Origin of the sequence: Paraburkholderia xenovorans, from assembly GCF_046030735.1 — a bacterium.
In the GTDB taxonomy this organism is placed as follows: Bacteria; Pseudomonadota; Gammaproteobacteria; order Burkholderiales; family Burkholderiaceae; genus Paraburkholderia; species Paraburkholderia xenovorans_A.
Genome location: NZ_JAQQBV010000009.1, coordinates 1 through 14384 on the forward strand (window position 1 = coordinate 1; position 14384 = coordinate 14384).

The 14384-nt window shown below is 62.8% G+C and carries 11 protein-coding genes; 5 read left to right on the forward strand and 6 right to left on the reverse strand.

Features of this window, described 5'->3' with window-relative positions; translation table 11 throughout:
- Nucleotides 1-107 precede the first annotated feature (107 nt).
- The 6 genes from cobA to PQQ51_RS10710 all read right to left on the reverse strand — a co-directional run bounded on the left by cobA (nucleotide 108) and on the right by PQQ51_RS10710 (nucleotide 6328).
- Entirely contained in the window at nucleotides 108-863 is a 756-nt protein-coding gene (gene cobA, locus PQQ51_RS10685; protein WP_408496927.1) for a uroporphyrinogen-III C-methyltransferase, read from the reverse strand.
- A 58-nt stretch (nucleotides 864-921) separates the two neighbouring features.
- Nucleotides 922-2238 carry a sulfate adenylyltransferase subunit CysN gene (cysN, locus tag PQQ51_RS10690; protein WP_408496752.1) on the reverse strand — a complete coding sequence of 439 codons (1317 nt, stop codon included), beginning with the start codon at nucleotides 2236-2238 and terminating at the stop codon, nucleotides 922-924.
- A 25-nt stretch (nucleotides 2239-2263) separates the two neighbouring features.
- Nucleotides 2264-3226 (reverse strand): sulfate adenylyltransferase subunit CysD, encoded by a 963-nt coding sequence (cysD, locus tag PQQ51_RS10695; protein WP_408496753.1) that lies wholly within the window; start codon nucleotides 3224-3226, stop codon nucleotides 2264-2266.
- Nucleotides 3227-3340: 114 nt separating this feature from the next.
- The gene (locus PQQ51_RS10700) at nucleotides 3341-4090 is read right to left on the reverse strand and encodes a phosphoadenylyl-sulfate reductase (protein ID WP_408496754.1); all 750 of its coding nucleotides are present in this window, start codon (nucleotides 4088-4090) and stop codon (nucleotides 3341-3343) included.
- On the reverse strand, nucleotides 4087-4626 hold the full coding sequence (locus PQQ51_RS10705; protein WP_408496755.1) for a DUF934 domain-containing protein: 540 nt from the start codon (nucleotides 4624-4626) through the stop codon (nucleotides 4087-4089). Before PQQ51_RS10705 ends, PQQ51_RS10700 begins: the two co-directional genes overlap by 4 nt.
- 22 nt (nucleotides 4627-4648) lie before the next feature.
- Nucleotides 4649-6328, reverse strand: coding sequence for a nitrite/sulfite reductase (locus PQQ51_RS10710; protein WP_408496756.1), 1680 nt, complete (start codon nucleotides 6326-6328; stop codon nucleotides 4649-4651).
- 220 nt (nucleotides 6329-6548) lie between these two features.
- Here PQQ51_RS10710 and PQQ51_RS10715 point away from each other — a divergent pair, with 220 nt between their 5' ends.
- From PQQ51_RS10715 to PQQ51_RS10735, 5 genes are all read left to right on the forward strand, one after another.
- Entirely contained in the window at nucleotides 6549-7490 is a 942-nt protein-coding gene (locus PQQ51_RS10715) for a CysB family HTH-type transcriptional regulator (RefSeq protein ID WP_091796464.1), read from the forward strand.
- Between the two features lie 39 nt (nucleotides 7491-7529).
- Nucleotides 7530-8696 (forward strand): ABC transporter substrate-binding protein, encoded by a 1167-nt coding sequence (locus tag PQQ51_RS10720; RefSeq protein WP_408496757.1) that lies wholly within the window; start codon nucleotides 7530-7532, stop codon nucleotides 8694-8696.
- Between the two features lie 178 nt (nucleotides 8697-8874).
- Nucleotides 8875-10035 (forward strand): efflux RND transporter periplasmic adaptor subunit, encoded by a 1161-nt coding sequence (locus PQQ51_RS10725; protein ID WP_408496758.1) that lies wholly within the window; start codon nucleotides 8875-8877, stop codon nucleotides 10033-10035.
- Nucleotides 10036-10050: 15 nt separating this feature from the next.
- Nucleotides 10051-13254 carry an efflux RND transporter permease subunit gene (locus tag PQQ51_RS10730; RefSeq protein WP_408496759.1) on the forward strand — a complete coding sequence of 1068 codons (3204 nt, stop codon included), beginning with the start codon at nucleotides 10051-10053 and terminating at the stop codon, nucleotides 13252-13254.
- 292 nt (nucleotides 13255-13546) lie between these two features.
- Nucleotides 13547-14362, forward strand: a complete 816-nt coding sequence (locus tag PQQ51_RS10735) for a DeoR/GlpR family DNA-binding transcription regulator (protein ID WP_408496760.1) — start codon at nucleotides 13547-13549, stop codon at nucleotides 14360-14362.
- The last annotated feature ends 22 nt before the right edge of the window (nucleotides 14363-14384 follow it).

Below are 14384 nucleotides of genomic sequence, written 5' to 3' on the forward strand. Positions count from 1 at the left end.
CCGCGGCAAAGAAAGTAAGTGCCGCCCCGCACAGGGGCAACACGAATAGACCAATAAGATAAGAAATGAAAAAACCCCAAACAACACCGTAGGCAAAAACAAAAAAATCAAGCCGCCACTAACACCCCACCAGAAGCCCGCGCAGCAGAAGCACCCCGCGCAGCAAACGCCTCTCCAATCATCACAAGACTAGGCTGCGAAGCATCAACCCACCGCTGGGCCTCTCCAGCAGCGAGCCCTTCGAGCGTCAGCGTAATACACCGCTCCCGCTCGGTACTACAAGCCTCAACAATCGCCACCGGCGTCCCCACATCGCGCCCAGCATCGATCAACTGCTGCGCGATCTCAACCCCACTATCACGCCCCATGTAAAACACGAGCGAATCCGCATTCACCTGCTCGCGAATCTCATCAGACCCAGGCGCCCGACTAAACGTAGCCAACGCAACGCTACGCGAAACACCCCGCAACGTCAGAGACCGCTTCAACGAAGCCGCACTGGCAAGCGCCGCGGTAATCCCCGGCACCACCTCATACTCGATGCCCGCCGCCTCCAGCGCCCGCATTTCTTCATCGGCGCGGCCGAACAGCATCGGATCACCGCCTTTCAACCGCACCACGACATCGTGCTCAAGCGCAGCATCCACAATCTGCTTGTTGATGAACTGCTGTGCCGTCGACAACTGCCCACAACGCTTGCCCACCGCAATCCGCCGCGCGTGCGCCGGCGCATAGTCGAGCATCGCGGGTTCGACCAGCGCATCGTGCAACACCACGTCGGCCGTGCCGAGAAGCCGCGCGCCGCGCACCGTGATGAGGTCCGCAGCACCAGGTCCCGCGCCGATCAGATAAACCTTACCCATTTGCATCAACCTGTTCCGTTAAGGCGCCCGCGACACGCAATCGGACGCCCTCCACCGCTTACGCCGAAAACGCCCGGATCATCCCGGCCGCGACCGTGTGATGCGTCGCTTCGTCGATCAGCACGAATGCACCCGTGCCCTGATGCGAGTCGTACACATCGCACACCAGCGGCTTTTGCAACGTCAGCGCAACGCGGCCGATGTCGTTCATCGTCAGATCCTTGCGATCCGTCGCCTGCGACAGCGTATGCACGTCGAGCACTTCCTTGATCGCGCCGATCCGCGCAAACACCGTGTTGGTGGTCTGCTTCAACAGATACTTGCGTTGCGTCGACAGCGGCGTGTCGTCGAACCAGCACAAGTCGGCTTCCAGCTTCTTCGCCGGTTCCGGTGCGGCTTCACGCAGCACGAACGTATCGCCACGCGACACGTCGACGTCTTCCGTCAAACGGATCGTCACCGTTTGGCCGGCGAACGCGCGATCCACCGCAGCGGTGCCGCCCACCACCGGCGCAATGATCTCGGCGACCGTCGCTTCGCGGTGAGCCGGCAACACGACGATCGTATCGCCGACCTTCACTTCGCCCGCTTCGACACGGCCCATGTAGCCGCGGAAATCGTCGGCCTGGCTGCCGTCCTGGCGTGCCACCCACTGCACCGGAAAACGCAGCGCCTGACCCGTCGGAATGTCGACCGGCAACGCTTCGAGCAGATCGAGCAGCGGTTCGCCGCCGTACCACGGCATGCTTTCGCTGGCCGTCACGATGTTGTCGCCCTTCAGCGCCGACACCGGCACGAAGCGCACATCCTTCAAACCCAGTTGATGCGCGAGATCGATATATGCGTCGCGGATTTCGTTGAAGCGCGCTTCGCTGTAATCGACGAGATCCATCTTGTTGATCGCGACGATCGCGTGCTGCAAACCAAGCAGCTTCACGAGCGCGCTATGACGCTTGGTCTGCGGCAGCAATTGCGCAACACCGTCGACGAACGTCACCCGCGTCGCGTCGACCAGAATGATCGCGGCGTGCGCAGTCGATGCGCCCGTCACCATGTTGCGCGTGTATTGCTCGTGGCCCGGCGTGTCGGCGATGATGAACTTGCGCTTGGCCGTGGCGAAATAACGGTACGCGACATCGATCGTGATGCCTTGCTCGCGCTCGGCTTCGAGGCCGTCCGTCAGCAGCGACAAATCGATTTCGTCGCCGACAGTGCGCTTGTTCTTCGCGCGCGACAACGCCGAGAGCTGGTCGCTCAATACCGCCTTGCTGTCGTACAACAGGCGGCCGATCAACGTGCTTTTGCCGTCGTCGACGCTACCCGCGGTGATGAAACGCAGCACGCCGAGGTCTTCTGGTTGATGAATACCGCTCATGATTGTCTTACCCTCGTTCGTGTGCTTAAAAGTAGCCTTGCTTCTTGCGCTGTTCCATCGCGGCTTCGGACACCTGGTCGTCCATCCGCGTCGCGCCGCGTTCCGTAATTTCGGTCACGGCCGTTTCGGCGATGATCTTCTCGAGATCGTCCGCGTCGCTTTCCACCGGGCACGTGCAGCTGATATCGCCGACGGTCCGGAAACGCACCAGCGCGGTTTCACTGGTCTCGCCTTCGCGCATCGGCGTAAGCGGCGTAACCGGCACGAGCAAACCATTGCGGCGCACGATCTTGCGTTGATGCGCGTAATAGATCGACGGCAGTTCGAGCTGTTCGCGAGCGATGTACTGCCACACGTCGAGTTCGGTCCAGTTCGAAATCGGGAACACGCGCAGGTGTTCGCCGTTATGCAGACGCGCGTTATACAGACTCCACAGTTCCGGGCGTTGCGCCTTCGGATCCCATTGGCCGAATTCGTCGCGGAACGAAAAGATCCGCTCTTTCGCGCGGGCCTTTTCTTCGTCGCGGCGCGCGCCGCCGATCAACGCGGTGTACTCATATTCCGCGATCGTTTCGAGCAGCGTGACGGCTTGCGCGGCATTGCGCGAATCCGTTTCGCGGCGCAAACGCACCGTGCCGCGCCTGATCGAATCTTCGACATGCCCCACCACCAGTTCCGCGCCGATTTCTTTGGCACGACGATCGCGGAAGTCGATCACTTCGTCGTAGTTGTGACCGGTGTCGATATGCACGAGCGGGAACGGCAGCACGGTCTTGCGATTCGCGCCGATGCCGAACGCCTTCAGCGCCAGATGCAGCACCACGACCGAATCCTTGCCGCCCGAAAACAGCAGCGCGGGCTTGCTGCATTCGGCAACCAGTTCGCGCAGGATGTGAATCGACTCGGCTTCGAGCCAATCGAGGTGATCCATCCGGTTCGCCGTGTTGGCGAGCGGTGCATTGACAGTGGAATCGAGCGTGGTGCTCATGTTCGGGTCCTTCGTTGGTTCGCGTCGCAAGCGGTTGCTCGCATCGCGGAAGTATTCAAATCGGTAAGTGCGGCGTTCAGGCCGGAAGCCAGCGCCTGAGCCGCCGAAAATGCTTTATGCCGACGCGCTTTCGCCGGTGCTGCCAAACGGAATCGGCGTGATCGTGGTGACGTGCAGTCCGCATTCCTTCGTATCGCGCGACTCCCACCACCAGCGCCCCGCGCGGCTATCTTCGCCGGGACGGATCGCACGCGTACAGGGTTCGCAGCCGATGCTCGGATAACCGCGCGCATGCAGCGGATTGACGGGCACGTCGAACGCTTTCAGATACGCCCACACGTCGGCCTCGGTCCAGTCCGTGAGCGGATTGAACTTGGCGATGCCGCGCGCGGCGTCATGTTCTTCAGCATGCAGTTCGGCGCGCGTCACCGACTGCTCGCGACGCTGGCCGGTCACCCACGCGCTGACATCCGACAGCGCGCGGTTCAGCGGCTCGACCTTGCGGATCTCGCAGCAACGCTTGCGCAGATCGACGCTTTCGTAAAACGCATTCAGACCGTGCGAGCCGACGTATTCATCCACGGCGGCGGCTTGCGGATGAAACTGCTCGATCGCGTAGCCATAACGTTCTTTCACGCGATCGAGCATGCCGAGCGTTTCCGCATGCAGACGGCCGGTGTTCAGCGAGAAGATGCCGATCTTCACGCCGCGCGACAGGATCGCATGCGTGAGCAGCATGTCTTCCGCCGCGAGGCTGCTGGCGAGCTTCACGTTCGCGTGACGCGCGGCGATCGAGTCGAGCAACGCATCGAGGCGCTCGACCTTCGCGGCGAGTTCCGGCGTGAGAGGCTGTGCGTCGCTCATGCCGACGCCTTCGCCAGTTCGCCTGCTTCGCGACGGCGGAACAGCGGCTGCGAATTCACCGCGCCCTGATAGTTGAGGCTGAATTCGTCGAACGCTTTCAGCGCGTCATCGAAATCCTTGTCGGCACGCAGTGCATACGCGTCGAAACCGCAGCGGAGCATGAACGCCAGTTGGTCGCGCAGCACGTCGCCGATCGCGCGCAGTTCGCCCTTGTAGCCGTAGCGTTCGCGCAGCAGGCGGGCGATGCTGTAGCCGCGGCCGTCGCGGAACACCGGGAAATCCACGGCGATCAGCGCGAGTTTGTCGAAGTCGCCGACGATCTCCGCAGGTTCGCTGTCCGCCGCGAGCCACACGCCGATCTCCGCAGCGTTGCGCGACGCGCTCAGCGCGTCGCGGGAAGCCTGCCACAACGCGAGCGGCACCAGCACCTTGCCGGCCGGCAAATCGTTCACTGCGGGCAGCGTGCCGTCTTCAGCGGCGCGCACTACGGTCCAGTCGTCGTTGACGATCGCGCGATTCTTGATGATAGAAGCCATCTGTTCAGTATCCTTTTCGCGGTTACGCGTGAGCCGGTTGACGCGACGCGTACACACGTTCCTTGAACGGAGCCATGCCGATGCGGTTGTACGTTTCGATGAAGCGCTCGCCTTCGTGGCGGTTTTCCACGAACGTATCGATCACCTCGCTCATCACGTCCGGCATTTCTTCCGCCGAGAACGACGGGCCGATCACGCGGCCGAGGTGCGCGCCGGTGGCGCCCGTGCCCTGCTCGCCGCCGAGCGTCACCTGATACCACTCCGAGCCGTCCTTATCGACGCCCAGAATGCCGATATTGCCGATGTGATGGTGACCGCACGCGTTGATACAGCCCGAGATGTTCAGCGACACGTCGCCCAGGTCGTACACATAGTCGAGGTCGTTGAAACGCTCCTGGATTGCGAGCGCGATCGGGATCGACTTCGCATTCGCGAGCGAGCAGAAATCGCCGCCCGGGCACGCGATGATGTCGGTCAGCAAACCGATGTTCGGCGTTGCGAAACCTTGCGCCTTGGCCTTTTCCCACAGCGCGAACAAGTCACGCTTCTGCACGTTCGCGAGAATCAGATTCTGTTCGTGCGACACGCGGATTTCGCCGAGCGAGTATTCGTCCGCCCAATCGGCGACGGCTTCCATCTGCGCATCGGTGGCGTCGCCGGGGGCGATCGTGGTCGGCTTCAGCGACAGCGTGACCGACGCGTAACCCGACACCTTGTGCGGACGCACGTTACGTTCGACCCAACGGGCGAACGCGCGGTTTTCCAGCAGATGCTTTTCGAACGAAGCGTCCGTATCCGGCAGCTTTTCGTACACCGGCGGCTGGAAGTATTGCGACACGCGATCCACTTCGGTTTGCGTGAGCGTCGACGGGCCGTCTTTCAGGTGCTGCCATTCTTCTTCGACCTGCGCCGAGAATTTCTCCGGGCTCAGCGCCTTCACGAGAATCTTGATGCGCGCCTTGTACATGTTGTCGCGGCGGCCGTAGCGGTTGTACACGCGCAGCACGGCTTCGCAGTAGGTCAACAGATGCTGCCACGGTAAATCTTTGCGGATGATCGCGCCGATGATCGGCGTGCGGCCCATGCCGCCGCCGGCCAGGATGTCGGCGACCAGTTCGCCCTGCTCGTTCTTCTTCAGATACACGCCCATGTCGTGAATCTGCACGGCAGCGCGGTCTTCTTTCGAGCCCGACACGGCGATCTTGAACTTGCGCGGCAGCCACGCGAATTCCGGGTGGAACGTCGACCATTGACGCAGGATTTCAGCCCAAGGGCGCGGGTCGACCACTTCGTCCGGCGCGACGCCCGCGAACTGGTCGGCCGTGATGTTACGGATACAGTTGCCCGAGGTCTGGATGCCGTGCATTTGCACCGCAGCGAGCTTGCGCAGGATTTCCGGCGTTTCTTCGAGCTGGATCCAGTTGTACTGGATGTTCGAGCGCGTCGAAAAATGGCCGTAGCCGCGGTCGTGCACACGCGCGATCTCGGCGAGCACGCGCATCTGGTCGCTGCGCAGGTTGCCGTACGGAATCGCGATACGGTGCATGTAAGCGTGGCGCTGCATATACAGACCGTTCTGCAGACGCAGCGGACGAAACTCCTCTTCGCTCAATTCGCCCGACAAGCGGCGGCGAACCTGATCGGCGTACTGCGCGACCCGTTCATCGACGATGGTCTGGTCGTACTGATCGTATTGGTACATTCGGGGACCCCAATTTTTGCAGTGATACGCAGCGGTCCGGTTCCGCCGCGCTGTTGAACACCTCTGTTTGTCGGCCTCTGCTCATGAACGTTTAGACCCGTCGTTCATTTGCTTATGACAAATACAGATATCCATATTGAAAAAGATGGACAGATCGTAATAAACTCGCTTTATATTTCAAACGACTAAAAAATTCTTTTGATATGCGGAGAGGTTATATATGAACCTGCATCAATTCCGCTTCGTCCGCGAGGCTGTGCGGCAGAATTTCAATCTGACCGAAGCGGCCAAAGCCCTGTTTACAAGCCAGCCCGGCGTCTCCAAGGCGATCATCGAGCTGGAGGACGAGCTGGGCGTGGAAATCTTCACACGTCACGGCAAGCGGGTGCGCTCGCTGACCGAGCCGGGACGCATCATTTTGCAGTCAGTCGAGAAGATTCTGCAGGAAGTCGAGAGTTTGAAGCGGGTCGGTAAAGATTACGCGGCCCAGGATCAGGGCAATCTGGTGATCGCCGCGACCCATACGCAGGCCCGCTATTCACTTCCGGCCGCGATCGCCGAATTCAAGAAGCGCTTCCCGAAAGTTCACCTTTCGATTCTGCAAGGCAGCCCGACCCAGGTCGCCGAAATGGTGATCCACGACCAGGCCGACCTCTGCATCGCCACCGAGGCGATCTCCAACTATAAGGAACTGGTCTCGCTGCCGTGCTTCCAGTGGCACCACGTCGCGGTGATGCAGCCAGATCATCCGCTGCTCGACCGTAAGCTTTTGTCGCTGGATGATCTGACCCAATATCCGCTGATCACATACGACAACGCGTTCGCCGGCCGCACCAAGATCAACGAGGCGTTCCGCCTGCGCGGGCTGCATCCGGACATCGTGCTGGAGGCGATCGACGCCGACGTGATCAAGACCTATGTGGAACTGGGTCTGGGCGTCGGCATCATGGCGGACATCGCGTTCAACGCCGAGCGCGACCGCCACTTGCGCGCAATGCCGGTCGGCCACCTGTTCGGCAGCAACGTGACGCGGGTCGCGCTGAAACAGGGCGCTTACTTGCGCAGCTATGTGTATACGCTCGTCGAGCTGCTGTCGCCGAGCATGAATCGCAAGCTGATCGAGCAGGCGCTCAAGGGCGAACACGAAACTTACGAACTCTGACTCTGATATCACCACGCTTCCCGCCATGGAGACCCTTCGATGACGTCGTATAAGAAAAAGATCAGCGGCCTCGCCGCTTTCGGTTTGGGCGCGCTTTTGCTCGCCAGCGCGGCACACGCCGACATCAAGGTCGGCATCGATCTGTCGAGCACCGGCCCGGCCGCCGTGATCGGCATTACCAGCAAGAACGCAATGCTGATGTGGCCGGCGACGATCGCCGGCCAGAAAGCCGACTACATCTTCCTCGACGATGCGTCCGACCCCGGCGCCGCCGTGCGCAACATCCACAAGCTGATCAACGAGGACCACGTCGACGTGATCGTCGGCCCGAACATCACGCCGGCGGCGATGGCCGCGCTCGATCCGGTCGCCGAAAGCCAGACGCCGATGATCACGCTGATCGGCTCGGCGAGCGTCGTGGAGCCGCAGGAGGGCAAGAAGGTGTGGGCCTACAAGATGGCGCAGACCGACAGCGCGATGGCCGACGTGATGACGCGCTATATGTCGAACCACAACGTGAAGACGGTGGGCTTCATCGGTTTCGCGGACGGTTACGGCGAAAGCTGGCTCAACGAGTTCAGCAAGTTCGCCGCGCTGCGGCACATCCAGGTGGTCGCGACGGAGCGCTACAACCGCACGGACGCCAGCGTCACCGGGCAGATCCTGAAGCTGATGGCCGCCAGGCCAGACGCGATCCTGATTGCCGGCGCGGGCACGCCGACCGTACTGCCGCAACGCACGCTGATCGAGCGCGGCTTCAAAGGCCCGATCTATCAGACGCACGGGATAGCAACGCCCGAGTTCATCAAGCTGGGCGGCAAGGACGTCGAAGGCACACTGTTCCCGACGCAGCCGGTGGTGGTCGCACATACGTTGCCGGCCGATCATCCGGCGAAGAAGGCCGCACTCGCGTTCACGAACGACTATGAAGCGAAGTACGGCGCGGGCAGCGTGACGCAATTCGCGGGCGACGCGGCGGGTGTCTATCCGCGTTTGCAGGACGCGGTGGCGCGCGCGCTGAAGACCGCGCAGCCCGGCACGCCGGCGTTTCGCATCGCGTTGCGCGACGAACTGGAACACGCGCATGAACTGGTCGTGCCGAACGGCGTGGTCAACACCAGCGCGAAGGATCACGTCGGTCTGGATCAGCGCGCGAGCGTGATGGGCATCATCCGGAACGGCAAGTTCGTCTATTTGAGCCAATAAACCTTTCGACCGCGGCATCAACCGCGGCGCACGCGCCGCGGACGTGTACCATGCTGACGGCCAGCTTGCAGTCAGTCGCGAGCTCAGGCTAATTTGCCGATTCCGCGCGAACGCGGCGCGTCGGGACTCGTGTCCCGACGCCGCGTGTCGCGAGTCCGTGAAGTCCGTCAGACCGCGCATGCAAAAAACCAGAAAACGCATTTTCATCGCCGCTGCCGTAGCCGTCGTGATCCTCGCGATCGCCATCGCCCAGGCCATTCACAAGCGCGGCGCTCCCGCCGCTACCGGGACGCCCTCTTCCGTCGTCGAGTTCGCTCCCGAAGACCTCAGCACCGTCAGCCGCCGCACGCTCTCCGAAACCTTGCCGCTGACCGGTTCGCTGCGCGCGGTCACGCAAGCCGCGGTCAAATCGAAGGTAGCGGGCTCCGCGCTCGACGTGATGGTGCGCGAAGGCGATCCGGTCAGGACCGGCCAGATTCTTGCGAAGATCGATGCCCGCGATTACGTCGCGCGCGCCGAGCAAAGCCGCGGCCAGATGGCAGCGATGGCCGGTCAGCTCGACATCGCCAAGCAGACGCTCGACAACAATCGCGTGCTGGTGGAAAAAGGCTTCATTTCGAAGAACGCATTCGACACCGCGCAAAGCCAGTATGAAATCGCCCGCGCGAATCTCGATGCGGCGAAGGCGGCGCTCGCGTCGTCGAGTCTGTCGCTGGCCGATACGGTGGTGCGCTCGCCGCTCGACGGCCAGATCGCGTCGCGCTCGGTCGAGCCGGGCGAAAAAGTCGCCGTCGATACCAAACTGTTCGACGTGGTCGATCTGCGCACGCTCGAACTGGAAGCACCGGTGCCGGTCGGCGAAATCGGCCGCGTGCGGATCGGCCAGCCGGTGCAGATCGCCTTCGACGGGATCGACGCGCCGGTGCAACGCGCGATCACCCGCATCAACCCGGCCGCGCAGGCGGGTTCGCGCTCGATCATGGTGTACATCCAGGTCGCCAACCCGGCGGGCACGTTGCGGGTCGGCATGTTCGGCACCGGCACGATTGCGATCGGCAGCCGTGAGAACGTGCTGGTAGTGCCGGCCGCCGCGGTGCGCAGCGACGGCACACGCCGTAGCGTCTACGCGGTGGTCGGCGACAAGCTGGTCGAACAGACGGTGCAGACCGGCGTCACCGGCGAGGCCGACGGCGGCACGTGGACCGAGATCGCGGGCGGTCCGCTGGCGTTCGGTCAGCGCATCGTGAAGAACAATCTCGGGTCGTTGCGAATCGGCAGCACGGTACATGTCGTGCAACCGGCTGCAGCCCCGGCCGTAGCCGCCTCCGCCGCGCGCTGACCGGAGCCCTCGCCTATGTGGTTCACCCGCATCAGCATCGGCAACCCGGTGCTCGCCACGATGATGATGATGGCCTTTCTCGTCATCGGGCTGTTTTCCTATCAGCGCTTGAAGGTCGACCAGTTCCCCGACATCACCTTCCCGGTCGTGGTCGTGCAGACCGCGTATCCGGGCGCGTCGCCGGAATCGGTCGAGTCGGACGTCACGCGCAAGATCGAGGAAGCGGTCAACACGATCAGCGGCATCGACGAAATCACGTCGCGCTCGTACGACGCGCAGTCGGTCGTGATCGTGCAGTTCGACCTCTCGGTGGACGCCGTTCAAGCCGCACAGGACGTGCGCGACAAGATCGCGCTGATTCGCCCCGATCTGCGCGACGGTGTGAAGGAACCGCGCGTGCTGCGTTATGACCCGGCGGATATGCCGATCGTCACGGTGGCGGTGTCGAATGCGCCGGGTGCGTCGCTATCCACGCGCGACCTCACCACCGTCGCCGATCAGATCGTGCGCAAACGGCTCGAAACGGTGCGCGGCGTCGGTTCCGTATCGCTGGTGGGCGGCGTGAAACGGCAGGTGCAGATCGACGTGAATCCGGAGAAGCTGCAGGCGCTGTCGATCGGCGTCGACCAGGTGATACGCGCGGTGCAGAACGAGAATCAGGAGATACCGGCAGGACCGTTGACGTCGAGTTCGGTCGAGCAGACCGTGCAGGTCAAGGGCCGTTTCGAAAAGCCGGACGACTTCAAACGCATCATCGTCGCGCGGCGCGGCTCGCAATCGGCGATTCCGACCGAGAACTCGGGCACGCAGCCGGTCACGCTCGACCAGGTCGCCGACGTGATCGACGGTCAGCAGGAACCCGACAGCATGGCGTTGCTGAACGGCCGGCGCGCGCTGTTCCTGACGATCGTGAAGGCGCAGGGCGAAAACACCGTGGACGTGGCGCACGGCGTGCGTGACGAAGTCGCGCGTTTGCAGCCGCAATTGCCGCCGGGCGTGCAACTCAGCATCACCGACGATTCGTCGATCAATATCGAAGACAGCGTCAACGAAGTGAAGCGCACGCTGCTCGAGGGCGCGTTGCTGACCGTGCTGATCGTGTTCCTGTTCCTCGGCTCGTGGCGCAGCACGGTGATCACCGGCCTCACGCTGCCGATCGCGCTGATCGGCACCTTCGCGGTGATGTACGCGTGCGGCTTCACGATCAACGTGATCACGTTGATGGCGTTGTCGCTGTGCGTCGGCTTGCTGATCGACGACGCGATCGTGGTGCGCGAGAACATCGTGCGTCACGTGCAGTTAGGCGCAGATCACCGCACGGCCGCGCTCGACGGCACCAGGGAGATCGCGCTCGCGGTGCTGGCCACCACTTTCTCGATCGTCGCCGTGTTTCTGCCGGTGGGGTTCATGGGCGGCATCATCGGGCGCTTCTTCCATCAGTTCGGCATTACCGTGGCGGCGGCCGTGCTGATCTCGATGTTCGTGTCGTTCACGCTCGATCCGATGCTGTCGTCGATCTGGCCCGACCCCGATCTGCACGACGCGGACACGGGCCGCAAAGGCTATCGGTATGGCCGCATCGTCGAGCGCTCGCTGCATCTGTTCGACCGGCAGATCGAGCGCCTCACCGCGTTCTATCAGCGTCTGCTCGGCTGGTCGCTCAGGCATCGCGCGATCACGCTGGCGGTGGCCGCCGCGACGTTTTTCGGCAGCCTGTTTCTCGTGCCGTTCGTCGGCACCGAGTTCGTGCCGAACGCGGACTTCTCCGAAACGCAGATCGGCCTGACTACGCCGGTCGGAACCTCGCTCGAAGCCACGTCCGACAAAGTGAAACAGGTGCAGGCGATTCTCGCCACGTATCCGGAAGTGCGCTTCACCTACGCGACGGTCAACTCGGGCAACACGCAAGGCAAGAACACCGCGTCGATCACCGTGCGCCTGCAAGACCGCCGCGACCGCTCGCGCGGGATGCTCGAACTGAACCAGGTGTTTCGCGCGCGGCTCGCGTCGGTGGCCGGCGTGACGATCACCGAAATCGGCGTGCCGGACGGCGCGGGCAGCACGAAAGCGATCCAGTTGAGCTTGCAGGGCGACAACATCGACGAACTGCGCCGGCTCGCCGACGCCGCGCAAGCGCGTATCGCGAAGATCCCGGGTGTGGTCGATCTCGATTCGAGCCTGAAGGCCGACAAGCCGATCGTCGCGATCAACGTGAAGCGCGAACTGGCATCGGACCTCGGCGTGGGCGTGGCGGACATCGGCACCGCGTTGCGGCCGCTTCTGTCCGGCGACGCGATCAGCACGTGGCGCGCGCCCGACGATCAGGACTACGACGTCAGCGTGCGCTTGCCACGCGCGCAGCGCGAGGACGTCGACGATCTGGCCAAGCTGATGATCGCGACCAACCGTACCGATGCGAACGGCGCGCCGGTGCTGGTGCCGCTGCGGCAGATCGCGGATATCGTCAGAACGACCGGACCGGACGTGCTGAATCGGCGCGATCTGCAACGCGAGGTGTTGCTGTCGACGAACGTGAACGGCCGCTCGCCCGGCGAAGTGGCGTCGGACATCGCGAAGACGCTCGACGCGATGCATCTGCCGGCGGGCTATCACTATCGTTTCGAAGGCTCGACCAGGAGCATGAACGAGTCGTTCGTGTTCGCGCTTGAGGCGCTCGCACTGGCGGTGATTTTCATCTACATGATTCTGGCCTCGCAGTTCGCGAGCTTCGCACAGCCGCTCGCGATCATGGCGTCGCTGCCGCTCACGTTGATCGGCGTGCTGATCGCGCTGCTGCTGTTCGGCAGCACGCTGAACATGTTCTCGATCATCGGCTTCGTGATGCTGATGGGGCTCGTCACGAAGAACGCGATTCTGCTGATCGACTTCGCGAACCAGGCGCGGCGCGGCACGCTGCTCGACGCGTCGGGCAAAGGTCGCGTGATGGAGCGCCGCGAGGCGCTGCTCGAAGCGGCGCGCGTGCGTCTGCGGCCGATCCTGATGACCACGCTCGCGATGATCTTCGGCATGCTGCCGCTCGCCGCCGCGCTCGGCGAAGGCGGCGAGCAACGCGGCCCGCTCGGGCAGACGGTGATCGGCGGCGTGATTACGTCGTCGATTCTGACGCTGGTGGTGGTGCCGGTGGTTTATACGGTGCTCGAGGATTGGGCGGAGTGGCTGCGGAAGAAATTCGGCAAGAAAACCGCCACTGGCTCCTGAGCACGCCTGCTACTCGACACGCAGCGCCTTCACTCCGGTAGGCGCCACAACACGGCGGCGCCGATGGCGGCTTCGCCGCCCATTTCCGATCGACACCCTCCAAAACGCGCGGACGCTTTTTTGCGGCATCCGCGCTTGCGGCGTCCGCGCGTTTTGCGCATCTGCGCACTCTCCGCCACTGCCTCCCCTTCCCTATCCAGGGAAAACCCCTCCCGTTATTTGTTTTGACTCACTTTCGATTCGAAACTAAACTCTTTCGAAGCAAAAGACATTTCTTTCGAAGAGTGGAGACATGCTGGCGAACAAGAGTTCACTGAAGCGGCGCTTGCAGATCGTCGAAATGGTCCGCAAACGCGGCGAGGTTTCGGTCGAAGAGCTGAGCCAGGCGTTCGACGTGTCGAGCGTGACGATCCGCTCGGATCTGACCTATCTCGAACAGCAGCGCTATCTGGTGCGTTCGTTCGGCAAGGCGCGCTATCTCGCGCAGCGGCCCGGCGAAAGCGTGCTGATGCCGGTGTCCGATTCCGCGGCCCGCAAGGCAGGCGAAATGGCGCTCGCGCGTTTCGCGGCCGAGTGCGTGGACGACTACGAATCGCTGATGCTCGGCGCCGGCGAGATCGTTCACAAACTCCTGCCGCTGCTGTCCGACCGTACGAATCTCGCGCTGCTGCTGAACGACATCGCCATGGCGCAAACCGCGCAGCGCTTCATCCACTGTGAATTGCAATTGACGGGCGGCCACCTCGCAGAAGACAGCGCCGTGCTGAGCGGCCCGGACGCCGAACGCTCGGTGAGCGCGCGTTCGCTCGACCTGTGCATTCTCGAGGCGTCCGGGCTCGATGCCGACGGCAATCTGCTGTGCGCCGACCCGGAACTCGCGCGCGTCTTCCAGGCCGCCTGCCGCAGCGCGAGCCGCACCGTCGTGCTCGCGTGGCAGCCGCGCCTTTCCGAGCGCGACGGCCACGTGTTCTGCAATCTCGCCGACATCGACGTCGCGATCCTCGACGACGGCATCGATGCGCCGACGATGGATCTGTTTCCCAGCAAGCACCTTGAACTTCATAGAAGAGAAAACGGAATCCTCGAATTCCGAAAATCCACGCGTTAATCCCATCATCAAAGGAAGAGAC